Below are 24,663 nucleotides of genomic sequence, written 5' to 3'. Positions count from 1 at the left end.
CGGTTGCGACACTCAACGTATTTGGAGTATATCGGCAACCTCCCACACGAACGAGTGTCTACCCAAAGCATTCGCGGTGCTCATGGGGCACGCAACCCTCGCGCCCGATAGCAACGTTAACACGACATGGCCAACCGCTATTAGCCCTTAAAGCCTTTGCCTACAATATACACTTCGCGTGAGCGAGGGCGTGAGGCCGCTGGTTTACGAATCAATACTTTATCAAACGAGGTGCGCACATCTTTAAGGTACTCTTCATAACCCACCCCTTGGAAGACTTTCGCACAAAAACCGCCGCCGGGTTTTAATACATTACGCGCCATATCTAGGGCGAGCTCTACTAAGTACATAGACGAATATTGGTCGGTGGCATTTACGCCACTAATGTTGGGTGCCATGTCTGAAATCACCACGTCTACCACATCATCACCTAGGGTTTTAAGAATCTCTGCAAATACCGTTTCTTCGGTGAAATCCCCTTGAATAAAGGTGACACCAGCTAGGGCGTCCATTGGCAAAATGTCGGATGCAATAGTACGGCCTTTATCGCCAACCCAAGGTGCTACGATTTGTGACCAACCACCGGGTGCAGAGCCTAGGTCCATGACCACGTTACCTGGGCGAATGAGCTTGTCTTTTTCGTTGATCTCGATGAGCTTATAACTGGCGCGCGAGCGGTAGCCGTCAATTTGTGCCCGTTTTACATAAGGGTCGTTGACGTGTTCATCCAGCCATTTTTTACTGGTTTTTGATCGGGCCATGTAATTGTCTACCGTACTGCTGATTCGTCTAATTGCTGCGCATTGTACGCTTGATGTAAGGGTAGGGCAAAATGAGGTGATGGTGCGTATGTTTTGTATATGCTGACACTTGTTTTATCGGACGCAGCGTTGCATGCCCCATGAGCTATGCGATTGTTTTGGGTACACCCTCGTATATTTAGGAGGGTGCTCAGTGTGCCCCGCGAACGAAGAGGGTGTATTGGGCATGCACGCGACCCGCTTTTAGCTCGTTACCCTTAAGCCATACAAATAGCCTTTATCACCTGACAATAAACCCGCCAATCGCTACAATAGCGCCTATTATTCGATACACCACATTAAAACCTTTGCCGGAGACACCGGCCAGGAACACGCCTTATGATTCGCATGACAGAATTAGCCTTGCCTCTTGATCACCCACAGGAGGCCATCGAAGCCGTTTTACTCAAACGCCTTGGTATTCCAAAAGCAGATTTAATCGACTTTATTGTATTCAAACGCAGCTACGACGCCCGTAAAAAGAACACCGAGATCAAGTTCGTTTACATCTTAGATGCCAATATCAAAAACGAAGCGGCTGTCTTAGCTAAATTTACAGAAGATGCCCACGTTAAACCGTCACCTGATACTAATTATTACCCTGTGCCATCAGCCCCAGCGGATTTAACTGAGCGCCCAGTGGTCATTGGTTTTGGCCCGTGTGGTTTGTATGCAGCACTCACACTGGCGCAAGCCGGTTACAAGCCCATCGTATTAGAGCGCGGTAAAGAAGTCCGTGCGCGCACCAAAGACACATGGGCGTTGTGGCGTAAGCACGAGCTAAATACTGAGTCTAACGTGCAATACGGTGAAGGCGGTGCGGGGTTATTCTCTGACGGAAAACTGTACAGCCAGATTAAAGACCCTAAATTTTATGGCCGCAAAGTCATGCACGAATTTGTGCGAGCAGGCGCGCCAGAAGAAATCATGTTTGTGAGCAAACCGCACATTGGTACCTTCCGTTTAACCGGCGTGGTCTCGAAAATGCGTGAAGAGATCAAAGCCCTTGGCGGTGAAGTGCGTTTTGAAAGTAAAGTATCGGACATTCAAATTGAAGACGGCCGCATTACCCAAGTGGGTTTAGAAAGTGGAGAGGTGATCAACAGCCGCTACGTGGTATTAGCACTTGGCCACAGTGCCCGTGATACGTTTCGTTTGTTACATAAAAAAGGCGTGTTCATCGAAGCCAAACCGTTTGCCATTGGTTTTAGGGTAGAGCACCCGCAATCATTAATTGATAACGCGCGGTTAGGTAAATACGCTGGGCACCCAGAACTGGGTGCGGCGGATTATAAAGTGATTCACCATGCTAAAAATGGCCGCGCGGTTTACAGCTTTTGCATGTGCCCAGGGGGCACCGTGGTGGCGGCTACTTCAGAAGAAGGGCGCGTGGTCACCAACGGTATGAGCCAATATTCCCGTAACGAGCGTAACGCCAACTCCGGCATTGTGGTGGGCATTCACCCAGAAAAAGACTTCCCAGGTGGCCCGCTAGCGGGTGTTGAGCTGCAAGAAAAACTCGAAAGCCACGCGTTTGAAATGGGTGGTCGTGATTACAGCGCACCTGGGCAATTAGTGGGGGACTTTGTGAAAGGTCGTGCCTCAACTAAGTTAGGTGATGTTGAACCCTCCTATAAACCGGGTATTAAGTTAACCGACCTAGCCGATGCGTTACCAAGCTACGCCATCGAAGCCATGCGCGAAGCCTTTCCTGCATTTGGTAAAAAAATCCGCGGCTTTGATAGACCCGACGCCATTTTAACCGGCATTGAAACCCGCACCTCAAGCCCAATCCGTATCACCCGTGACAACGACACCTTGCAAAGTTTAAACACGCGCGGTTTATACCCAGCCGGTGAGGGCGCAGGTTACGCAGGTGGTATTTTATCGGCAGGTGTTGACGGCATTAAAGTGGCCGAAGCCTTAGTGCGCGCGATATGCTGGCGGATTTAAAGGGTGATGCACAATGAAATTAGACGACGCTAAAAAACTGCATCAAAAAAAGTACCGCACCCAATTAGGTTACTACCTAGTAGAAGGTGAACACCTCGTGCTTGAGTTGCAAAAAGCGGCCAAGCAAAACGGGCAGCATTTTAAAAATACGCAGTTATATGTGACAGAAGAATACCAAGAATGGGCCAACGCATTGGATGCGGATTTTAAAATCTTCACCATCAGCAAAAAACATATGGCTCAGCTAAGTGATACTAAAACCCCGCAAGGCATTATCGCTTGTGTGCCACTGCCGGATTTAACGACGGATTTGAAACAAGCCCAAGCGGTTAAAACATCAGACGAAAAATTTATTTATCTGCACGAAGCACAAGACCCAGGTAACCTTGGCACCATCTTAAGAACCCTTGCTTGGTTTGGTGGGTTTACCTTATTGCTGAGCCCAAATTCGGTCGATCCATTTAATCCAAAAGTGGTGCGTTACCAGCATGGGGGCGATTTTTCATGTGCCTATGGAGCTAGACGTAGAACTAACTGATTTGCAAAATCGCTTTAACAGCTTTGCCTATTTAGATATGCAGGGCGAGAAAATAAACACACCAAAATTTGCGGAGTTTGAATGTTATTTATTTGGCAACGAAGCCCGCGGTGTGCCCCGTAATGCGCTGGCGGCTTTTAACGCCACGGCGTTTACCATTCCTGGCAGTGGGGCCATTGAATCACTGAATTTGGCTTCGGCGGTTAATATGAGTGCCTATCAGTTATCTCTATAGAGAGGCGTTGTCGGTTTAGGTCATTTTAAGCCGTTCGGTTTTGGCTAAACCACCGTAGGATGGGTTAGATTGGAACGCAGTGAGAATCGTAACCCATCATAGTTCTATTCTGTTTTTTATACATGTGCGTTTTTTTAGAGTGAATTATATGAATGTTCACAATCTGGCCAATTAATGCCAGCACGGTTTTTCTTTTCTGGGTGCTTTTTGTAAAGAAATTAGCCCTGACCCCCTAAGTTCATCATGAGCTTGTCGAAGGGCGCGCCTAACTATCCACGGCAGGAACCTTATATATTGAATTCGATTTTGGTTATTGCCGTGTATAAATGACGCACTTTGTTATCGTTTCGTATTTGGTTTACTGTTGGTTCTGCAACACGTTTGCATATCGTCATACTCGCGCAGGCGGGATCACCGAAGGCAACTCTAATCCATTTTACGGATGTGCATTTTATGGGTGGCGTGAATTATCTGAATTTTCGAAATGAGGCTAATTGAGGAAGATCAAGCACTTTGACTACCCAGTCCGAAATGCAGTACTTTGTTTTCTTGATATAATTCATTTTCTTAGAGTATTATGTGGTTATCTTTACGCGTTTATGAGCTTCGGCTCTAGTCCGGTGTATAGCCAGACTCTAATTTATTGGGTGGATTTAGTTGCGATGAATGCCTATCTGGGTTTCATCTTCGTTCCTCAGCTAAATCCCAGATAGGCATTCATCGCTATATCTGAGGTAAAGATACCTATTTAAAATTATAGGTTCATAATTTATTGAGATCTAATATTGAAATTCAATGACACAAGGAAAGAGCACCTCGCACATATTTCATTAGAAAAAAGTCGAGTAGATCTTAGTTCTCCAATTATTTTTCTTTGTGGCGGTTTGGTTGATCAAACTGAAGTGGAGGCAACATCAATTCGGAGTGCATTTCTATCACATATTTCAAAAGTAGGCTGTGATACTGCAGATCAAGTTACATTGGCTGAGAATTTTAAGGACTGGATTCATGATTCAGTATATAAAGACCTTCTCGATTTTGAAAATGATATCGCCCTAATCTCATCACTAATTGTGATTATTTTAGAAAGTCCAGGCGCATTAGCTGAACTTGGTTTATTTGTCCGGAATCACTCTCTTAACCAGAAACTCATAATATTTGTCAATGATGAACATTATGGCTCCCAATCTTTTATTTCCTTAGGTCCGTTGAGATATCTGGAAGCACTCAAGAAAAATACGGTATGTGCTTATCCTTGGGATGTTAATGATTTAGATGAATCTTTAAAAGATAGTCTACCTGAAATGCATGATGATTTATTAAACTCGATGAAAAAGCTGGATAATTCTGAAGCATTTGATATTAATAATGAAGGACACATTTCATTTGTATTGTATGAAATAATTCGATTATTTAAAGCTTTAAAAATAACTGAAATTGAATCCTATAGTAATGAAATAGGGATAACTATAAAAAGAGAAAAATTGAAGAGACTTCTTTTCTTATTGCAAAAATTTGAACTTATTTCGATGCGAAAGCGGGGGCATGATGAGTATTATTATGCTGTAAAAGATATAGATAAAATTCACTTTGGAGGGCGCCTTGATAAAAATAAGGTCAAAGTATCTGCAATGCAGTATTACGCCTTCAATGAATCAGAGTCTAGAAGGTTTAGTTTTATAAAGTGGCTTGCGAACAAGGATAAAGAGGTTGCAGCTTAGATGGATATATATAAAAACCTATCTGAAGCTTTATTAATAGATGAAGAAGAAATAATTGATTATATTGCTAGGGCTCCATATAGATATAAAGTTTATCAAATACCTAAACGGAATATGAAGGGGAGTCGAACGATAGCCCAACCAGCTAGAGAACTAAAGATATTTCAAAAATTATCCCTTGATTATCCTCTTTTAAATTTACCTGTTCATGATTCTGCTTTTGCGTATAGAAATGGTATTGGTATAAAGAAAAATGCAAAAATGCATTCTCATAATCAGTATTTGTTGAAAATGGACTTTGAAAATTTCTTTCCCTCAATTACTGATGATGATCTCGTAAATCATATAGTAAAGTATCATGGTTCTATTGGAGAAAGGGATGAAATAGCTATAAGAAAAATTTTTTTCTGGAAGAAGAAAGGCGACAAGGAAAAACGTTTGAGTATCGGCGCACCGTCCTCGCCATTTATTTCAAATACAGTGCTCTTTGAATTCGACGAAATGCTTGATCATATTTGTAAGTCGCTAATGGTTACATATACAAGATATGCTGATGATCTGACGTTCACAACAAACGAGAAAGGGGTTTTGTCAAGAATCCCAAAATTAGTTGAACAAGTGCTTGAAACTATTAAGTATCCAAAATTAAAGATAAATTCACCTAAAACGATATATTCATCAAAAAAAAGTAACAGGCACATTACAGGCTTAGTTATATCTAATGATAATCAGGTCTCTTTAGGGCGTAAGCGAAAAAGGTATATACGTTCACTTGTGTTTAAATTTGATAACAATGAACTTTCTTCCGAAGAGGTTCTTACTTTAAAAGGTTTGATTTCCTTTGCAAAACATGTGGAACCTTCTTTTTATATGGCATTAATTGGCAAATATAAATTTAATGTCATTACACGTATTTTGAAGTTTGAACCTAAGTAGTTGTTTGGCTGGGAAAGCAAGGTTAGAACATCTCCCGGCGATTTATTGTTGGATGGTACTGTGCTTATTCAACTTACTACAAAGCATAATCCTATCAGAACCAACCCAAACCAAACATGAATCGATACTAACATGCGGCATCCGAGAGCCGCATAACTAAAACTGAGGGGAATATATAAGGTCGGCGGCGTGAGGCTAGCCGCGAAGCAGGGTACGGGATGCAATCCCGAAAAGAAAAGCCGTTCTAGCTTTGCCGCTTCAGAATTCAGCGCTTTGAATAATTCAAACAAAGCACCGCATAAAATGGATGCCATCCCCGATAAAAGTACTTGGGGGGACGTTCATTCGCGGGTAAGATTGCAAATCGGGTGCGGGGTAATATGCCCCATATGCAAATCGGGCGCGGGGCACCCTCGTACAAAAGTTGATCTTCTCTCTTCGATAGGCTCAGGGCCGACTAAACCTCCCGTCGAGTATGACGCAAAAAGATTATCAATAACTATTGAGAACTTATAGCCCTTCACACACTCCAAAGAGCGCACATTCGAGCAAAAGGCTTAGATTTACCTTTGGTGATTCTGACTGCACGGGTATGACAAATGTAAATCAACCAATTTTAAAGAAGTTAAGATCATTTTAAGCAGACGCAGGCGAGTAGCCCATGCGCAAAAGATGATGTTAACTTAGCAAGCACTCGAAAGTCCCATACATTGATAATACAAAGGATACAGCATGGAATTGACCAATACGCGCACGGTTAAAGTGGCGGCATATTTACTCTTGGTGTTGGCGCTTACGCAGGCGCTTTATACTATTCTGTACATCGCTAAAGTGGATGTGCCGCGGCAACTACTGTGGGGGTTAGAAGGTGTGCTGTTCACTGTGCTTGTGGCGTTTGCAGGTGCGGCAATGGTGCAGGCTAAACACCACCATGTTGGCTGGGCTGCGGTTGCGTTCAGTGCGGTACTTAACGTTGTGCAGGTGAGCGTTGGGCTGACGATGTTTGGGCCGCTGCGTGAAGCAGCCAGTCAAAATGAGTCACTGGGTGCGGTGGCAGGGGCGGTGGTTGCCTTGTCCTTTATGATTTATTTTGCAGCAAAACTTTTATTAGGTTTGGCTGCACTTGTTTTTGGACTTGCCAGCGTGAATGCTGGTGACAAAAAATTGGGCGGCGTGACGGCGTTAGTGGGTGTGGTTGCCATGCTTTCAAATGGGGTGCTGATTATGTTTGGACGTGATGGCTTTTTACCGTCACCTGTTGCGGGTGGTTCGGGTGTTTTGGCGACCTTGCTTTTGGCGGTTTGTTTGATCAGCCTTGCACGTAAAGATTCCGTGTCTCCCAAGTAGGCCTTGTGATGTCATTGTCCAGGTTTTAGAGTCTGCTTAACCAATAAGGTTAGGGCGTAATGCGCTGTGCTTTTTGGCTCAGCATATTCATTTTTAATGACGATAGCGTGATTCGTTGTGCTTTAGAAACTCAAGGCCCGCTTGGAATCCTAACGAATAGTCTTGCTCAAGTGAGTCGGCTTTACTGCCAACCAATTTACTTTCTAAGGGCTGCTGCGGAAAAATCTGCACGATTTCTACATCACTGGGTGGGCGCTTAATAAAGTTTAGCGTGGCTTGATAGGCGTTCTCGTGATGAGTAATGAGCTCTAATACTTTTGGGCAGCGATTCGCATTGCAAAACATAGATTTTAACTTGTGTACCCAGGGGGATTGTACGTTAGCGTCTTTGGGCATGGTGCGAATCACAACGATGCGTTTGGCACCACGCTGGTAGGCTTCTTCTACTGGAATAGGGGCCGCGACTCCGCCATCAATATAATACTCGTCATTAATTTTCACCCCTTTTTTATAAAGAATCGGCAGGGCGCTAGACGCTTTTAATATGGTTAACCAGTTTTCTTTATTGGGCAAAAAAAATGCGGCACTGCGATCGTCTGCTTTTGTGGCTGTGAATAATAGTTGTCTGCCAGCGAGGCGCGCTTGTCCGTGGTGAATATTGAGACGGTGTTCAGATTTTTCAACTTGAGCAAAATACCAATCTAAATCCACAGCGTGTTTGCCAATGAGCGCACGTGAGAGGTTGAAAAATTTAGGGTCGCTTGAGAGCGAGGTAATGGATTGACGGCCATACCCTTTTTGGCAGGTCATGTAGCTAGATAAATTTTGTGCACCTGCGGAGGTGCCGATTAATAAGTCAAACGGATTGAAGCCTGAGTGTAGCCAGCTGTCTAAAACCCCCGCGGTGAAAATGCCACGCTGACCGCCACCCTCAGCGACCAAGGCTGTATTGTTTAATGCAATGGTAGGTAAGCATGGGCTAGGTTGTTCAAATCTTGCGGTTGCATATTGCATAAACGGTATACTGAATGAGTGGCTAGGTGGTTACAGTATTCGGATTAATGCAATAACTGAAATTGATCTTATTTGTTGATGTGATAGTTTTTATCTATGGTGGCTGATTGGCTGATTGGCTGATGAGGCGTGTCGAGTATGGTCATGTGGTAAACGGTGAATCCATTCCATTAGTTTAAACCCAATGAAATAGATCCAGTAAAAAACTATCAACCCGCCCAGAAATATTACTTCTGAACAACCCGCGTATAAGCCAGCTCGTGTTGGCCAGCCTCAACCGTGTAGGCTTTAATGGTCAGTTCATTCCCCACAAAGTCTAAGCGGAAAAACCCTTTGATTTTATCTTGCTGCCAAAATACGGCATTGCGATCTTCATCACGAAATGAACGGGTTTTAGCGCCAGCGCCAGAAACAATAAATTCAGTGCTGCCGCAGTTGTCACGTGGCTTTAAATACTGCAAGTCATGGTCGTGACCAGTAATTAATAAATCCACGTTATCGCACACCGATTGCTCTAAAAAGTTGTGCCATACAATGCCTAATAGGGGAACGTTGTCATATAGCCCAGCATTTCCGTGACGACCATTGGAGATGTAAGGGTGATGGGCAAAGGCGATGCGCCAAGGTGTTTGGCTGGTGGTGAGCTGTTCTTCAAACCAAGCTTGTTGCTTCTTTTTATAGGGGATTTGAAAGTACTCAGGGTTTAAGTCACTTAACGCAGCTAATGGGTTGCTGTCTAAGGCAAATATATCGACCAGTTTGGCTTCGCTTGCCACGGGTGCAGCAAAGCGATAATAGCGTGCTGGCATGTTCCACTTTTCACTATAGCGATCTGCTTGATAGTGATATTCCACTTGGTGTTCACCCTTGTTGTTATTCAAACCTAAACCGTCAATGGTCGAATTATCATGATTGCCAAGAGCCATATAAAATGGAAAGTCGAGATTTTCATACGGGTATTCAAATTTGGTCAGCATTTGCTGATCTTGTGCGCTATCAATACCTACTTTATAAATGTTATCGCCAAGGCCAATGGCAAAGTCACAACTTTTTTCAGCACAAACGGCTTCTATTGCGCGGCTTACTTCATATTGCGCTTCTTTACCTGTACCCATATCGCCAATGGCAATAATACTGACTTGGGCATTAGGCGCAGGGATGGGGGTGGGCAAGGGTGAAGGGTCATCTGACATAGCCAAAGATAAGCTTGGTGCTAATAGGCTAGATAATGCAAGAGTAGGTAAGATTTTATTGTTCATATTGTATCCTCCATGATCGGAGCTCACACACTAGCGAGAAGTTATTGCAATAAAAATACCCTAATACGACAGATTCATGTCATGCAGGCACACATAGTTTAAAATTTGAAGTGTGTCTCGAACGTCTGTACTAAAAAGCAGGTGCTAACTTAAATAAGGCACTTATAGGTAGTGCAAGTATTACCCAGTACGCTGACTCTTCATTAAATGATATTATCCGCTAATTAAACATTGGGGAGTTAAATACAGGGATAAGTATGAAATCATTTATTATTAATGCCATTAGTGCTGTTATTGTTTTTTACTATCTAGATTTGTTTTCGGATTCAATATTTCGCTCTATTATTTTACCTTTGGTATTTCTCTATTTTGTATTTAGGTTAATCGCAAAAGTCATTACGGTGTTTTTTAATAAACCTATGTATACGAAACCCACTAAGGCTGAGATAAAACTTGCCCGTGATTTGTCCAGTCGAATAAAGTAGCAATAAATTCCTCGTGGAAATTATTTGTGTCGGTCGGGCATTGCTCAACAGAATATTTGTGTCAAGGCGTAACAGATAGATTATAGTTTATTCCAAAAGACATTTTCTATAAGGTTTAGGGCTCTGCTATCACTTCGTCGGGCGGTGCTCGACCTACAATTTAATAAAGTGAAAAACTGTTATAATCTCACCCTTAAAATTAACACATATTTTTTTGATTCAAATACTCATCACCATTAATAGACCTTATTTATGCGCCTGCTAAAAACCGCGTTTCACCCTGATATCTCCCCAAGCCATACCTTGCCAGAGAGCAAGCATGTAATGATTGAACGTCATGCAGCGCGAGGCATCGTCATTAAAGGTGATGATATTTTATTGTTATACACCCAGCGTTATCACGATTACAGTTTGCCCGGTGGCGGTATTGACGAAGGGGAAGATGAAGTGGCCGGTTTGATGCGTGAGCTGCAAGAAGAAACCGGTGCGCAGGGGGTGCGCAATGTGAGGCCGTTTGCCCGCTATGATGAGTATCGGCCATGGTACAAAGCTGATGCCGATATTATCCATATGATTTCGCACTGTTATGTGTGTGAGATTGATGATGAGCTTGGGGATACAGCATTTGAATCACATGAAGTGAGCAATGGCATGAAACCTATGTGGATGAATATTCATGATGCCATTGCCCATAATGAAAACGTGATGGCCAATAGCGATAAAAAAGGCCTGTCGATTGATCGTGAAACCTTTTTGTTAAAAGTGATTGCTCAGGAATTAATAGCGGGTTAATTGGTTTAGTGAATAAGATGTCGCGCGTTTGAGCCCCGCAACACAATTTGTAGGATGGGTTAGTGAGGCACAAGCGTAACCCATGAATGGTTTTAGCACGAACTGGACGAGTTAGGCGGTTCGTTTTCCAGCTAACTTAGCTACTAATCAATCAGAGAATTAAGGGGTTAAAGTTCTTGATCGAATCACCCCAAATTGCCAATAAGCTTCTTCAAAGTCTTAGCCGCAAACCCTTTAGGCAAAACGGCCTGAGAGGTTGTGGCTAACTGATAACACCCTTCAATACTGGCCAGTATCATGCTTGCTAATTCTTTAACCTCTTTTTTATTGAGTGATAATGCTTTCTCGTCTTTTACATCGGTAAGCAGCGCTTCTATTTGTGCAATGTTTGCCTGAACGGTGTCTTGGTAGATTTTTTGTACTTCTTTTAGCCTAACGGCTTCGGCACTGATGACTACCCATGCCGATACAGCGGTTGTGTCTGAGTCTGCACCTAAGGCCAATGCGGCATCAATATAAGCATGTAGGCGCTCAGTGGGCGTATTTGCCTGTTCTAGATAAGCATTAAAGCGATCTTGAGCTGAATTGTTAAGGTTGTTAATCAATGCCACCAATATTTCTTGCTTAGTTTTGAAATGGTAATGAATAAGCCCAGATGACAGGCTTGCGGCCTTTGCGATGCTTTGAATAGAGGCTTTTTCATAGCCTTTTTGCGCCATAGAAACCTGTAACCCTAGTATGATCTGCGCACGCCTTTCTTCTTTATTAGAGGGTCTGCCCATGGTTGTGTCTCAAATTAGTATTTAGGTTATTTGACCAAATTACTTGACGAAATGGAAGTCTGGGGTGTATTTTCTATAAATTGGTTGATCAACCAGTTTACATAAGCTAAAGGAATCTAAGCATGGGCGTTAGAAATACAGACCCGTTAATTGGCTTAAGGCAGCAGTGGTTAGCTGTAGCAAGTGGTTGGGGAGCAAGCTTAGAGCAACAGTTACGTGTATTTAATGTGTTAGTTTCCTCATATGCAGCCGCCAATAGGCACTATCACGATATTAGTCATATTCAGCATATGTTGAAATTGTCGGATGAAATGCAGTACGCAATTGACGATCAACAAGCATTTTATTTTGCCATTTGGTTTCATGATGCGATTCAGGTACAGGGTAAAGATAGCGAAAGGCTCAGTGCTCAACTAGCAACGCAAGAGCTTGCAAACCTTGGTGTGCCCAAAACCATAATGGATAAAGTTAGCAATTTGATATTGGCAACTAAGCATCATAAAAGCCGTGATGATAATGATATCGCTTTATTTTTAGATATCGATCTTAGTATTTTGTCTGTAAGCCGTATTCAGTATCAAGCATATGCTGATGGTTGCCGTAAAGAATACAGAATACCTGATTTTATTTATCGGCTAGGGCGTAAGAAGTTTCTGCGTTCATTAAAAGAAAGAAAATATATTTTTAACACTAAGATGTTTCAAGAAAGTAAAGAGAAAATAGCCAGAAGCAATATTGAATGGGAATTAGCCTCGTTATGAATGTGACGAATTTAGTTTTAAATATGCCATGCTTATCGATTGATGCATAAATTGATATTACCAGTGGGAGGAGGCTTATACAGGAATCTTTGACTAAAATTTTTTTAGTTGTTATGGTCTTTACACTCAAAATAATAAGAATAATAAAAAAGGGCCTAATCATGGAAGTATTTTCATGGGTTGTCATTATTGCCGTTTCGTGGGTCACTTTATTAGCGGGCAATATCTCAAGGATTAGGATTAAAGAGATCGTTGGCACTGGTGATTGCGGAAAATTGCCACTTAAAAAAGCTATTCGAGCACACATCAATGTTTTAGAGTACAGCATTCCATTTTTTTTGATTATGTTTGTTTTGTCATCTAATGGCACGACTGAATTTACGTTAACGGCTATCGCTTCTTTATTTTTCACTTCTCGATTTTTACACGCATTAAGTTATTACGTTTCTAGTGATGTTATTAGGCAGGGTAGGGCTTGATTAACCTATCTCGCCATCATCATTGCATTAGTCATAAGTATTATCGATATTCTCTAAAAACGTATTTTTATAATATTTATTATGGATTGTAGTTAACAATGCATTGTGACGTTATGCAATTAAGGCGTTTAAGAAATTGATGTATAAGTTAAAGGTTACACGACTACCTACCGATTTCACTCGACTTTGCACATGTTCAAGTAGGCTTTGTTCTTAACGCTGTCGAATTATTACATGATCATGGTGTTGATTCACTGTGAATCACATGCTTTCAACTATTTATCAAGGAGATGGGTTTTGAAATCTGCATTCGTATATTTAATGATTGGTTTAATCCGATTAATATCGTTTTTACCGTTGTCTATGGCACATGGGCTTGGGTGGTTAATCGGTTCGACCATGTGGTATAGCCGTGGCAGTTCATCGAAAGTGGTTATGCGTAACCTTGAGCTCTGTTTTCCGGGTCAAACTCTTGAAGAGCGTAAGAAAATGGCAAAAGTGAGTTTGATTGCTTTGGGTAAAACCTATGGTGAAATGGGAATGTCTTGGATGTGGCCGATCCCTAAGGTCAATAAACTGATCACTCAAGTTGAAGGCATGGAACATCTACAAAAAGCACTTGATGACAAAAACGGTATCATTCTTGTCGCTCCGCATTTAGGGAACTGGGAACTGTTAAACCATTTCTTTCGTCAGTATTTATTTATGACGGTTATGTATAAGGCGCCTAAAATTCCAGCGCTTAATAAATTCATTTTTAATACACGCAAACGCGTTGATGTGGGTTTAGTACCTGCCAATAAAGATGGCGTTTTATCACTATTTAAACTACTGAATGAAAAAGGTGTGGTAGCTGTATTGCCCGATCAAGAGCCGAGCATAAAGAGTGGCGTATTTGCCCCGTTTTTTGGGCAGCAGGCTTTGACAGGTAAACTCATTGGCGAATTAGCGAGAAAAACGCCAGCCTATTTGTTGTGTTGCTATGCTAAGCGTTTAGATAATGGGAATTATGGTGTGGTGCTAAAGCCAGCCAGTGAAGATATACGTAATGATGACTTATTGGTTTCGGCAACCGCGCTTAATAAAAGTATTGAAGAATGCATATTAGATTGTACTGAGCAGTATCAATGGGGTTATAAGCGTTTTCGCAAGCAACCTGACGGTTGCAAGCTTTATCAATAATATCAAGTCGCGCATCGCGCGACAGTGGCATTTTTAATGTAATTACCCCCAAATGTTTTTGTTTTTTCTATTTTCATCTTTATTATCAGCAGGCTTCTTTATAGACGCCTTTTTTACGCCGGTATCATTTGGTTTGCTGTGAACCCTAGGGGCTTTAGGTTGAGGCGGTTTGCTTTTACGCACAAAATTTAATACTGAAACCGGCACTACTTTACGCACCACAAAGCCTTCAATTTCTTTACGTTCGATAATATGGTTCAAGCGACTTTCGATGGCGCATAGGTTTTTAAAGTCGCCCATGGCGACAAACGAAATGGCTTCGCCTTTTGAACCCGCACGACCTGTACGACCAATGCGGTGAATGTACTCTTCTGGCTTAAAGGGTAAATCGTAATTCACCACGCGACTTAGTTCGCCAATATCAATCCCCCGTGCCGCCACGCCGGTAGCCACTAAGTACTTAAGTGTTCCGGATTTAAAGTCAGCCAAAATCTTTTCGCGCATGGCTTGGCTTTTATCACCATGAATGGCCTCAGCTGTGATACCACGTTTGGCCAGCTGGTCGACCAGTTTGGCCGCGCCGTGTTTTTTCTCGATAAAAATAAGCGCTTGGTCCCATTTTTCTGTAGTAATCAAATGGCTTAACAAAGCCGATTTAGTGTCTTTATCCACCGTAATTAGCCACTGGTTAATACTGGGGGCGCTGCTTGAATTAGGTGAGGTGCTGATCTCAAGCGCAGGGTTACGCATGCTGCTATCAGAAAAATCACTGGCCAGAGCACGTACGTCATCGGTCATGGTGGCTGAAAATAACAGGTTTTGGCGTGTTTCAGGCAGGCGCTCAATGATTTTATTAATGTCACCCACAAAGCCCATATCGACCATGCGATCGGCTTCATCTAATACCAACACCTCTAGCTCATCAAAATGCAGTGCCCGTTGATGGGCTAAATCCAATAACCTGCCTGGTGTGGCTACGAGTATGTCGACCCCTTCAATTAAGCGCTGCTTTTGTGGCTCGGTATCGACGCCGCCATACACAGCCATGGTACTCAGATTCAAGTGTTGGCTGTACTGGGCAACATTATCCGCGACCTGTACTGCTAACTCACGAGTAGGGGTGAGAATTAACGCTCGGATGCGCTTCCCCCGTAATGTTCGCTCTTGGTTAAATAACTCTAAAATAGGTAATACAAACGCCGCTGTTTTACCGGTGCCAGTTTGAGCCGTGGCGATTAAATCCTTACCAGACAGAATAATAGGAATGGCTTGTTTTTGAATAGGCGTAGGCGTTTTATAACCTAGTGCTTCAATAGCTTGAACAATAGGATTGCATAATCCCAGATTTGAAAATGGCATATAGGCTCGGGCGGGATATTAAAAGGAATAGGTGGAGTATAGCAGTAAGGGGGTAGAGTGGCTTGTTTTGTCTTTGATGCCGTTATGTGTATGTTCTCTTTGTTTTATCATGCCTGTGTAGAATTGTATAAAATAGATGTTAGTTACTGTATTTGTCTTTTTGATCTGTTGTAGTGTGAGGAGCAACAGGTTCCTTACGCTCACGAGGTATAGGGTTTCGCGCTCGATAAATCTATTCATTTTGGGCTAAAAGGAAGGGGCACTAAAGTCATGGTAAGAGTGTCTAATTTTGGTGACTAAAGACGAGAAAATTATGAGGGTATGACCTGCAATTAAATTTTGACTGCTGATATAACTTACATTTAGCCCCACAGTTTCATAGTAATATTTAGTTTCGATGTAGATCGTAAGTTGGAAAAGTCTAATGCCTTGCGATGCTGAGCTTCAATTACAATATTATATGAGCTAAATTACTAGCTAATGTCATAATTAGTCAAAGAAAATATTTCAACTTTTTAGAGGTCGGAAAGCGCTGTGCTTTCCTCTCTACGGCCATTACAAACAAGCCCCATCCCTAACCTCAGTCATACTCTGCTCATTAAACGGCAAAGCCTCATAACAATCCTGTTTATACTGCGCTAATGATTTTGCTTCTTCCACCACAAAATGCCCAACCGCTTCATGAAAACCTTCATGCTGTAGATGATGCAGGGAGCTTGTATAGATGGGTTCAAATCCGCGGCTGATTTTGTGCTCCCCTTGGGTGCCTGGGTCAAAATGTTGCAGCCCATTTTTGATGCAGTATTCAATGCCTTGGTAATAACACAGTTCAAAATGCAAATTAGGAATATCGGCCATAGCGCCCCAGTAGCGGCCATATAAATTTTTATCATCTTGAAAATAAAGCGCACAGCCAATGGGTTTTGATGCATGAAACGCCATGACGATTTTAACTTGATCGGCCATGTTGCCTGCCAGTGCATGAAAACTATCAAGGGTTAAATAGCCTTGCATACCACGCATGTTATATGTGGATTGGTAGCACTGATAAAAAAACTGCCAAAGCTCGTTAGTCATGTCTTGTGCGTTTAGCCATTTTATTTCGATGTTATTTTGGCTGATTGACGCGCGCTCTTTTATCACGGCTTTACGCTTTCGGGATTTAAAGCGGGATAAAAAATCATCAAAGTTTTCATAGTCATAATTAAACCAATGAAACTGTACGCTTTTGCGTTCGTGCCAGTTATGGTTAATGAGTAATGCTCGGTCTTGCTGATTGCAAAATAATATATGGGCGCCGCTTAAATTGTGTTTTTGGCAGTGCTGTTGAATCGTTTGGGTTAAGCGCTCGCCACAAATAAGTTGATTGTTTGGACTAATAATTCTTGGCCCGCTAGCGGGTGTGAATGGGGCGGCTATAATTAATTTAGGGTAATAATTGAGTCCGTGCTGTTGGTAGGCTTCGGCCCATGACCAGTCAAAGACGTATTCGCCATAAGAATGCTGTTTGATAAAGCTGGGTAATGCGCACGATTGCTGTTCATCGTATAAAAAATGACCTTGCCAGCCGGTTTGTTTATTAATTGAACCGCCAGACTCTAGTGCGCGTATAAAGTTTTGCTGTATAAATGGATATGAGCCTTGCCAAAGACGCGCGGGGGCTTGATCAATTGAATTTAGCCATTGCATGTTTAAGGCCCTTATTGGTTAAATAGCCATAAGTTTTAAGGAGCAACATTATGTACAAATTAGATGAACAGCTTCAACAAGATACTGTGCGTTTAGGTCAGTTTAAGCTTTGCGATGTATTATTAATGAACGATTCGCAATTTCCGTGGGTGATTTTGGTGCCTCGTCGCAGTACGACCAGTGAGTTATACCAGTTATCAACAGAAGAGCGTTACCTTCAATCAGATGAGTCAGCTTATGTGAGTCAGCGTTTAGATGACTACTTTGAAGCCGATAGTATGAACATTGCGGCGCTGGGTAATGTGGTGCCTCAGTTACATATTCATCATGTGGTACGTAAAAAGAGCGACCCATGCTGGCCGAAGCCAATTTGGGGCGCTATTAATCCTGTGCCGTATTCAAAAGATACGCTGGAAAAAATGGTGGATGAATTAACGCTTTTATTCAGTGATAAGTTTGTAACACCGTCTGATAATGATGGTGATGCACTTTACTGAGTAGCGCAATCCTATTAAATCTTTAACGCCGTAAATGCTGAAGTATTTGCGGTGTTATTTGTTCAGCCCACGCTTTGTAACCCAGTGCACTTGGGTGATAACCATCTTCTGCCATCATCTCTTTTGCGACCACTAATTTACTGCCCACATAGTGGCAACCTTCGTTGCGCTGACACAACCGCTGCAATTCAAAATCCAATAAATAAGCGCGTAACCCTAATAAATATTTAAATGGCGCAGGCAGTGCAGGAAACTGCGCCATAGGAGGAACCTGCGTAAAAAGCACGATTTTGATACCTTGGTTATTTAAAGCCTGAATACTGTCTTGAATGCCATGGTGCCATTGTTTGATCGACGTAAGGCCTGTCGTGTCATTGACGCCCATGGTAATAATGGCAAAATCCGCTGAACGTTTATTACGCTTAATACATTCGTTGATACCACCAAATCGTATGCCATTTTGCCCTGTGATCTTGCACTCAACACTCATGTTGTTTCTAGTGGACAGTTCATTACTTAATGCATAGCAAAGTTGTGCGCTTAGCCCTTGTGATAATTCTTTTACGCCGACGCCAGCAACCGTTGACTCCCCAAAGTGAAGAAAGGTTAATGTTGGTTCATGTGTGCCGTGACGTACGCATGTGTCACCTTGCGCTTCTGGTAAGCGCAGAGCGGTCTTTTTGATGTAGAGTGCTTGTGGCACACACAATAAAAAAAGAGGCGTTAGTAAATACCAACTTAGCTGGAGCAAATAACGGGCATAAAGCATGGTTAACGTAATCGTTGTTGTAAGTAGGGCAGTATATCCTGATTAAACCATGAATGTTTTTTGAGCCAAATTTGATTGCGAGGGGAAGGGTGCGGTAAACAAATTAAGCCGTGCGGTGCGTTTTGAGTATGCCGCACTCGCTCTGTTAGAGTCGGGTGCTGTTTTAAAAACTCAGTGCCTGCTAAGTAATGTTGTTGCGCATATTGGCCAATGAGCAGAGTCGTTTCGATATTAGGTAGGGTTTGCAGTAATTGAGAGTGCCATTGTGGCGCGCATTCTTTTCTGGGTGGTAAATCGCCGCTTTTTCCTTTACCTGGATAGCAAAACCCCATTGGCATGATGGCCACTTGTTGTGGGTCGTAAAACTCGCAGTCGCTCATCTGTAGCCATTCACGTAAGCGTTTACCACTTGCATCGTTCCATGGGATGCCGCTTTGTTGCACTTTGAGTCCAGGTGCTTGGCCAATAATTAATAAACGTGCTTGTGTGCCGGCTTGTACAACTGGCTTAGGTGCAAAGGGCAGGTGATCTGCGCAGACGGTGCATTGGCTGATTGTTTGGAGTAGAGGAATAAGTGCCATGGCTAAATAATAGGCATAAAAAAACGGGTCAAACTGAGTTTGACCCGTTTTTTTATAAAATGCTTACTCAGCCATTTCTTTTAGTTTTTTCAGTGGGCGAATTTTAACTGCGATAGATGCAGGTTTCGCTTTGAAAACAGTCTCTTCACCAGTGAAAGGGTTGATACCTTTACGGGCTTTTTTAGCTGGTTTTTTAACAGCTTGAATTTTTAGCAGGCCAGGAAGAACGAATTCACCCACAGCGCGCTTTTTAACGTGACGCTCAATTACATCGCCTAGATTGTCTAAAACGGCTTGAACCTGTTTTTTAGTCAGTTCAGTGTTTTCTGCAATTTCAGTTAAAATTTGAGTTTTGTTATAACGGTCAGCAATCGCAGTCATTTTCTTTGCTGGAGCTTTAGCCGCTGCTTTTACCGGTGCTTTTGCAGGTGCTTTTTTTGCTACTGCTTTTTTAGCCACTGGTTTTTTTACTACTGCTTTCTTTGCTGTTTTCTTAGCTGCCATAGCTGTGTCCTTGTTGTTTTTGTGCTTAGTTAAAGGAATATACAAACAACTAAGACAGGCAGGCAAGTAAAAAAGTAAAAAAATGCCTATTTTTTAGCTTTTTTTATGTGAAGCTGTTTTACGGCTTGATTAAAGTGGTCTACCCAGATAGGGCAAAAAAGCGAACCGGCTTGCTGATTAATTTCAACAATGGCTCTAACCATGGGGCGTTGTTGGGTCTGTTTATGGGCACGGGTTTGGGTGATGGCTTCAAATGTGTCCACAATGGCCAGTAATTTTGCGCCTTCACATATTTCGTTTTCTTTGAGTGCACTGGGGTAGCCACTGCCATCGAGTCGCTCGTGGTGGTGCAGAATAATTTCAGATGCGCTTGCCCATACATCAAAGCTGTTGATGAGTTGGTGAACAAGTTGTACGTGGCTTTTTACCCATTGCCAATCCTGGCGACTCAAAGAGCTGGCTTTATCTGCCATACCCTTTGGGAAAAACGCCATGGCAAGGTCATGCAAATATAACGCGGCTTGCAGCTGATGAGTTTCGATTGGGTTGCCAGCTAGGTGGTTCATGTACATGGCCAGCTCGAACATACGTTCTGTGCGACCAGGTCCATACGGGCTGCGTTGATCAACCAATAAGCTCAGTTGTAAGAAAAAGGCCACTTCTTCGTTGATTTCTTCTTGGGTGAAGTAAAGTTTGTTCTCCACTTCGGTTATCTCCTCAGTGGGTGTGGTTTCAGGTGCTAGGTACTGAAGCGTCACCACAATTTGTTCGTCGTAATCACTGCCATTTAAGGTGGCAAGCTTGCTAATTAGGTCGGCCGCTTTACCGTAGGATTGTTCATTAAAGTCATCAATGCCTGTGATAAATTTATCCAGTTCATTAAATGTGATATCAAGGCTGAGTAATAAAACGTCTCCGAGTGAGGGCGTATACAGGTTCTGCTGTTTTCTTAATGTATCTAGAATGTCTTCAATCGCTTGCAGCAATGGCAGATATTGGCTAATACCCATAATACCAAGGTCGCCTTTCACCGTGTGCACGTCACGAAAAAGCAGGTTAATGATGTCGACACTGTCAGGCTTGCCTTCAAGATTAAGCAGATGGTCATTACAGCATTGACGCTTTTCTTCTAGCTCATCTTTTAGATCATTGACGATTTCAGCATCAAAATTGGCGATTGTTACATTTGCCATGACATCTCCTTGTATAAATAAAGCATAGCAGGGCCACACAAGATGTCGGAATTTCGTGCAAAATGGGTATAATGCTCGCCTTTTGATAAATCAGATTATATTGAGGCGTGTTTAACCTCGCTATAAGAATGAAGTGGCCGTGGGTCACACAGAGGTAAATAGCCGATTAAGCAGTGATATCCCTGCTATCGGTGAAGGCGGTAAACCTCGTGAATGCGTTTGTTCACATATCCGCACCATTTGCACTTATTAGGGATTGGCCCTTTTGTGCGACGAATAATCGACATATTTAATAAGATAGACTTGGGAATTCAGTATGCGCAGCCATTACTGTGGTGAAATTACAGAAAAATTGGTCGATGAGACCGTAACATTTTGCGGCTGGGTACACCGTCGTCGTGACCACGGTGGCGTTATCTTTCTTGATGTACGTGATCGTGAAGGTTTGGTTCAGGTCGTATTTGACCCAGACACGGTTGATGCCTTCAATGCCGCGGACAGTGTCCGTAGTGAATACGTGATCCAAATTACCGGTCTTGTGCGTGCACGCCCAGCCGGCAGTGAAAACGAGAACATGACCACGGGTAAAATTGAGATACTTGGTAAAGAAATTACCATTCTTAATAAAGCCAATACGCCTCCGTTCCCACTGGATGATTACAGCCCAGTCGGTGAAGACGTGCGTCTTAAGTACCGTTATATGGATTTACGTCGTGACGAAATGCAGCACAACTTGCGTTTCCGCCACAAAGTGACCATGCAAATTCGTAATATTCTGGATGATCAAGGTTTCTTAGACATCGAAACCCCAATTCTAACGCGCGCTACCCCAGAAGGTGCTCGTGATTACTTGGTGCCAAGCCGTACTCACCAAGGGTCGTTCTTTGCATTGCCACAGTCGCCACAGTTGTTTAAACAGCTATTGATGGTGTCGGGTTTTGACCGTTATTACCAAATTGCTAAATGTTTCCGTGATGAAGATTTACGTGCAGACCGTCAGCCTGAGTTCACTCAGATCGATATGGAAGCGTCGTTCATCGAAGAAAAAGACATTATGGGTTCCGCTGAAAGCATGGTTAAAGCCATCTTTAAAGAGCAGTTGAACATTGATCTTGGCGAATTCCCGCACATGCCTTACAGCGAAGCCATGAGCCGTTACGGTTCTGATAAGCCTGATTTGCGTATTCCTATGGAATTAGTAGACGTGGCTGAATTCCTACAAGACATCGAATTCAAAGTATTCGCAGGCCCAGCAAAAGACCCTAAAGGTCGTGTTGCCGCGCTTAAAGTACCGGGTGGCGCTGAGCTGTCTCGTAAGCAAATCGATGAGTACACCAAGTTTGTTGGTATTTACGGTGCCAAAGGTTTAGCTTGGATTAAAGTGAACGAAATCGAAAAAGGCGTTGAAGGCCTACAGTCGCCAATTATTAAGTTCATCGGCAATGATAATACCATGAAAATCATGGAAAAAATCGAAGCGAAGAACGGCGACATCGTATTCTTTGGTGCCGATAAAGAAACCATCGTAAACGAAGCGTTAGGTGCACTGCGTGTTAAATTGGGTCTAGACCTAAACATGCTATCCAAAGAATGGGCACCAATGTGGGTTGTTGATTTCCCAATGTTTGAAGAAACCTCAGACGGCGGCCTAACAGCCATTCACCACCCATTCACTGCACCTTCTTGTACGCCAGAAGAACTTAAAGCCGACCCAGCCAATGCATTGTCTCGTGCCTACGACATGGTATTGAACGGTTGTGAGCTTGGTGGTGGTTCGATTCGTATCCACGATCAAGACATGCAAAAAGTGGTTTTCGAAATTCTGAAAATCTCTGAAGAAGAGCAGCGTGAGAAGTTTGGCTTCTTGCTAGACGCGTTGCAGTTTGGTGCGCCGCCACACGGTGGTTTGGCCTTCGGCCTTGATCGCATGATCATGCTAATGACAGGCTCTGAAAGCATCCGTGAAGTAATCGCGTTCCCTAAAACGCAATCAGCAGCATGTGTGATGACTATGGCACCCGGTGTGGTTGAAACCAAAAACCTACGTGAAGTGGGTATTCAGTTGCGCGCCAAAGAGACTAAATAATACAAAGGCGTTTTTAACGCCTGCTATGTGTTTAGTTAAAAAAAGAAGCCCTAGGGCTTCTTTTTTTTGCCTTAACGCTTCGTTTGTAAGGAAGCACTACCTAAAACAGAGTGTTTCAAAAAAACAACTGAGTTTAATAAGAATCAATTTGTTAGGCTTATTATTTCCATTTTTGAATTAACGGATTAATTATGCGCCAATCAATCATAGCTATCGTTATGGCGGTGTTTTTGAATGCCTGTGGTGGCAGTTCTCAAGATGAGCCTGAAGACGATATTGTGAATAGTAATGTTTTACGTGTTCCAGTGGTTGTTCATGTTTTGTATGAAGATGATGATCCTGAGACCAATATCAGTGATGAGAAAATACATTCACAAATAGCCGTCTTGAATGAAGATTTCCGAGCTAAAAACCCTGACATAGTAAATGTGCCAAGTGAGTTCAAAGAATTTGTCGCCGATACGGAAATAGAATTTTATCTGGCCACAACTGATCCAGATAACCAGTTAACCACAGGTATTACCAGAACATTATTCCAAGGCGACAGAGATATATTTTTTAGTAATGGTGGTGGCCATGACGCATGGGACTCTGAGCGCTATTTGAATATGTGGGTATACGATAACCGTGATCGCAATGGTGTTGTTAATAATCCTGGTTCAGGGCAATTTCCTGGGCATGATCCGTTGACAGATGGTGTGGTTATTTCTTACTTGGCGTTTGGCACGGTTGAACCCCTACATGACGGTTTTGAGCGAGGCCGTACCGCCGTTCATGAAATTGGTCATTGGTTAAATTTGTATCATATATACGGGCGCAGTGGCGAAGATGATGGCACCTGTGATGGTGGTGATTTAGTGGATGACACTCCAAATTCTAAATCGGCTTATGGTGGTAATCCAACGCACCCATCGGCCAGTTGTGGTAGCAATGACATGTTCATGAATTTTATGGATTACTCAAGAGATGAGTCGCTTATCATGTTTACTAAAGGTCAGAAAAAACGCATGCGTGATACCTTGAGCGCAACGGGTGGGCGTGCCGCATTGTTTAATTATATTTCTCAAAAGTAAGCATTGTCGGTGATGGTTGTTTGATTGGATGCATTAAAATCGAATTTAGTTTTTTTGCATCCTGCAGGATTATTGATTATGACTAAACGCCGTTAAATATAACCGCTGGCGGGTTCATTAAAAAAACAACAGGCTTTACTTGCTCAACCCACGCGGTATTCAATGTCACTTCTTCATACTGCCAATAAATTTCATTATTCTTTTCTATGCGATAACGCCATTGGTATTTGGCTTGTACCCAGCTGTTATTTGAGTCTTTGTTTAAATTCGCAATATGGCTTATTTCACCTTCTTCATCTTCATAGGCAAGATGAAATTGCTGTTCAGTGTGTGAAATTATAAAGCGATCTAATTGAGCGCGGCCATCGGGCAGTAGGGTTTTGCTTATGATACGGCCAGCGTTTTTCTCGCTTAGCCGTTCAGCGTTGATGCTCTCAAGCGGTTCTGTTGTGAAATCCAGCGCATGCTGATCAAGTACACACGGCATGTCGAACAGCATGAATTCTGGCTGTGATGCGATTGGGTAAATGTCTGCGGTGCTGGCAATCGCGGCTTGGTGTTCTGGCCGGCGTTGGCTTTTATCCCATTGCTTTAAAACTAATTGAAAAACGAGCGTACTCATAATGTC

At 42.7% G+C, this 24,663-nt stretch carries 22 protein-coding genes and 1 pseudogene; 12 read left to right on the top strand and 11 right to left on the bottom strand.

Annotation, left to right across the window (positions count from 1 at the left end; all coding sequences use genetic code 11):
- Positions 1-140: 140 nt before the first annotated feature.
- Positions 141-761 (bottom strand): 23S rRNA (uridine(2552)-2'-O)-methyltransferase RlmE, encoded by a 621-nt coding sequence (gene rlmE / locus ACU6U9_RS21070; RefSeq protein ID WP_446736920.1) that lies wholly within the window; start codon positions 759-761, stop codon positions 141-143.
- A gap of 378 nt (positions 762-1,139) precedes the next feature.
- Here rlmE and ACU6U9_RS21065 point away from each other — a divergent pair, with 378 nt between their 5' ends.
- The 5 genes and pseudogenes from ACU6U9_RS21065 (at position 1,140) to ACU6U9_RS21045 (ending at position 7,530) form a co-directional block, all read left to right on the top strand.
- The gene (locus ACU6U9_RS21065; RefSeq protein WP_446736919.1) at positions 1,140-2,753 is read left to right on the top strand and encodes an NAD(P)/FAD-dependent oxidoreductase; all 1,614 of its coding nucleotides are present in this window, start codon (positions 1,140-1,142) and stop codon (positions 2,751-2,753) included.
- Positions 2,754-2,766: 13 nt separating this feature from the next.
- Positions 2,767-3,526, top strand: a pseudogene (locus ACU6U9_RS21060) (TrmH family RNA methyltransferase).
- Between the two features lie 785 nt (positions 3,527-4,311).
- Positions 4,312-5,247, top strand: a complete 936-nt coding sequence (locus ACU6U9_RS21055) for a retron St85 family effector protein (protein WP_446736918.1) — start codon at positions 4,312-4,314, stop codon at positions 5,245-5,247.
- Positions 5,248-6,183 carry a retron St85 family RNA-directed DNA polymerase gene (locus tag ACU6U9_RS21050; RefSeq protein ID WP_446736917.1) on the top strand — a complete coding sequence of 312 codons (936 nt, stop codon included), beginning with the start codon at positions 5,248-5,250 and terminating at the stop codon, positions 6,181-6,183.
- Positions 6,184-6,915: 732 nt separating this feature from the next.
- The gene (locus ACU6U9_RS21045; RefSeq protein ID WP_446736916.1) at positions 6,916-7,530 is read left to right on the top strand and encodes a hypothetical protein; all 615 of its coding nucleotides are present in this window, start codon (positions 6,916-6,918) and stop codon (positions 7,528-7,530) included.
- 93 nt (positions 7,531-7,623) lie between these two features.
- On the opposite strand, the gene ACU6U9_RS21040 is transcribed toward ACU6U9_RS21045, so the two are convergent.
- Both ACU6U9_RS21040 and ACU6U9_RS21035 read right to left on the bottom strand, forming a co-directional pair.
- The gene (locus tag ACU6U9_RS21040; protein ID WP_446736915.1) at positions 7,624-8,544 is read right to left on the bottom strand and encodes a patatin-like phospholipase family protein; all 921 of its coding nucleotides are present in this window, start codon (positions 8,542-8,544) and stop codon (positions 7,624-7,626) included.
- A 227-nt stretch (positions 8,545-8,771) separates the two neighbouring features.
- Positions 8,772-9,803, bottom strand: coding sequence for a metallophosphoesterase (locus tag ACU6U9_RS21035; RefSeq protein ID WP_446736914.1), 1,032 nt, complete (start codon positions 9,801-9,803; stop codon positions 8,772-8,774).
- Between the two features lie 737 nt (positions 9,804-10,540).
- On the opposite strand from ACU6U9_RS21035, the gene ACU6U9_RS21030 reads away from it, so the two are divergent.
- Positions 10,541-11,080 (top strand): NUDIX hydrolase, encoded by a 540-nt coding sequence (locus ACU6U9_RS21030; RefSeq protein WP_446736913.1) that lies wholly within the window; start codon positions 10,541-10,543, stop codon positions 11,078-11,080.
- A 185-nt stretch (positions 11,081-11,265) separates the two neighbouring features.
- Here the strand turns inward: ACU6U9_RS21030 and ACU6U9_RS21025 are convergent, their stop codons facing one another.
- Positions 11,266-11,862 carry a TetR/AcrR family transcriptional regulator gene (locus ACU6U9_RS21025; protein ID WP_446736912.1) on the bottom strand — a complete coding sequence of 199 codons (597 nt, stop codon included), beginning with the start codon at positions 11,860-11,862 and terminating at the stop codon, positions 11,266-11,268.
- A gap of 122 nt (positions 11,863-11,984) precedes the next feature.
- Here ACU6U9_RS21025 and ACU6U9_RS21020 point away from each other — a divergent pair, with 122 nt between their 5' ends.
- From ACU6U9_RS21020 to ACU6U9_RS21010, 3 genes are all read left to right on the top strand, one after another.
- Positions 11,985-12,623, top strand: a complete 639-nt coding sequence (locus ACU6U9_RS21020; RefSeq protein WP_446736911.1) for an HD domain-containing protein — start codon at positions 11,985-11,987, stop codon at positions 12,621-12,623.
- 161 nt (positions 12,624-12,784) lie between these two features.
- On the top strand, positions 12,785-13,102 hold the full coding sequence (locus tag ACU6U9_RS21015; protein WP_446736910.1) for an MAPEG family protein: 318 nt from the start codon (positions 12,785-12,787) through the stop codon (positions 13,100-13,102).
- Positions 13,103-13,399: 297 nt separating this feature from the next.
- Positions 13,400-14,284 carry a lysophospholipid acyltransferase family protein gene (locus tag ACU6U9_RS21010; protein WP_446736909.1) on the top strand — a complete coding sequence of 295 codons (885 nt, stop codon included), beginning with the start codon at positions 13,400-13,402 and terminating at the stop codon, positions 14,282-14,284.
- Between the two features lie 42 nt (positions 14,285-14,326).
- Here the strand turns inward: ACU6U9_RS21010 and ACU6U9_RS21005 are convergent, their stop codons facing one another.
- On the bottom strand, positions 14,327-15,643 hold the full coding sequence (locus ACU6U9_RS21005; protein WP_446736908.1) for a DEAD/DEAH box helicase: 1,317 nt from the start codon (positions 15,641-15,643) through the stop codon (positions 14,327-14,329).
- Positions 15,644-16,198: 555 nt separating this feature from the next.
- Positions 16,199-17,332 carry a GNAT family N-acetyltransferase gene (locus ACU6U9_RS21000; protein ID WP_446736907.1) on the bottom strand — a complete coding sequence of 378 codons (1,134 nt, stop codon included), beginning with the start codon at positions 17,330-17,332 and terminating at the stop codon, positions 16,199-16,201.
- 50 nt (positions 17,333-17,382) lie between these two features.
- On the opposite strand from ACU6U9_RS21000, the gene ACU6U9_RS20995 reads away from it, so the two are divergent.
- On the top strand, positions 17,383-17,829 hold the full coding sequence (locus ACU6U9_RS20995) for an HIT domain-containing protein (RefSeq protein WP_446736906.1): 447 nt from the start codon (positions 17,383-17,385) through the stop codon (positions 17,827-17,829).
- A gap of 22 nt (positions 17,830-17,851) precedes the next feature.
- Here the strand turns inward: ACU6U9_RS20995 and ACU6U9_RS20990 are convergent, their stop codons facing one another.
- The 4 genes from ACU6U9_RS20990 to ACU6U9_RS20975 all read right to left on the bottom strand — a co-directional run bounded on the left by ACU6U9_RS20990 (position 17,852) and on the right by ACU6U9_RS20975 (position 20,876).
- Positions 17,852-18,598 carry an SGNH/GDSL hydrolase family protein gene (locus ACU6U9_RS20990; RefSeq protein WP_446736905.1) on the bottom strand — a complete coding sequence of 249 codons (747 nt, stop codon included), beginning with the start codon at positions 18,596-18,598 and terminating at the stop codon, positions 17,852-17,854.
- Between the two features lie 2 nt (positions 18,599-18,600).
- Entirely contained in the window at positions 18,601-19,179 is a 579-nt protein-coding gene (locus ACU6U9_RS20985; protein ID WP_446736904.1) for a uracil-DNA glycosylase family protein, read from the bottom strand.
- Positions 19,180-19,242: 63 nt separating this feature from the next.
- Positions 19,243-19,683, bottom strand: coding sequence for an HU family DNA-binding protein (locus ACU6U9_RS20980; RefSeq protein WP_446736903.1), 441 nt, complete (start codon positions 19,681-19,683; stop codon positions 19,243-19,245).
- Positions 19,684-19,769: 86 nt separating this feature from the next.
- The gene (locus ACU6U9_RS20975; RefSeq protein WP_446736902.1) at positions 19,770-20,876 is read right to left on the bottom strand and encodes an HD domain-containing phosphohydrolase; all 1,107 of its coding nucleotides are present in this window, start codon (positions 20,874-20,876) and stop codon (positions 19,770-19,772) included.
- Positions 20,877-21,192: 316 nt separating this feature from the next.
- Here ACU6U9_RS20975 and aspS point away from each other — a divergent pair, with 316 nt between their 5' ends.
- Both aspS and ACU6U9_RS20965 read left to right on the top strand, forming a co-directional pair.
- A complete protein-coding gene (gene aspS / locus ACU6U9_RS20970; RefSeq protein ID WP_446736901.1) occupies positions 21,193-22,962 on the top strand; it encodes an aspartate--tRNA ligase in 1,770 nt (589 codons plus the stop codon).
- Positions 22,963-23,153: 191 nt separating this feature from the next.
- Complete coding sequence (locus ACU6U9_RS20965) at positions 23,154-24,035, top strand: M43 family zinc metalloprotease (protein ID WP_446736900.1); 882 nt, start codon at positions 23,154-23,156, stop codon at positions 24,033-24,035.
- A gap of 82 nt (positions 24,036-24,117) precedes the next feature.
- Here the strand turns inward: ACU6U9_RS20965 and ACU6U9_RS20960 are convergent, their stop codons facing one another.
- A complete protein-coding gene (locus ACU6U9_RS20960; RefSeq protein WP_446736899.1) occupies positions 24,118-24,657 on the bottom strand; it encodes a hypothetical protein in 540 nt (179 codons plus the stop codon).
- Between the last annotated feature and the right edge of the window lie 6 nt (positions 24,658-24,663).

This window comes from Pseudomonas sp. HK3, from assembly GCF_052920985.1.
This window is presented reverse-complemented; position numbering and strand designations above follow the sequence as displayed.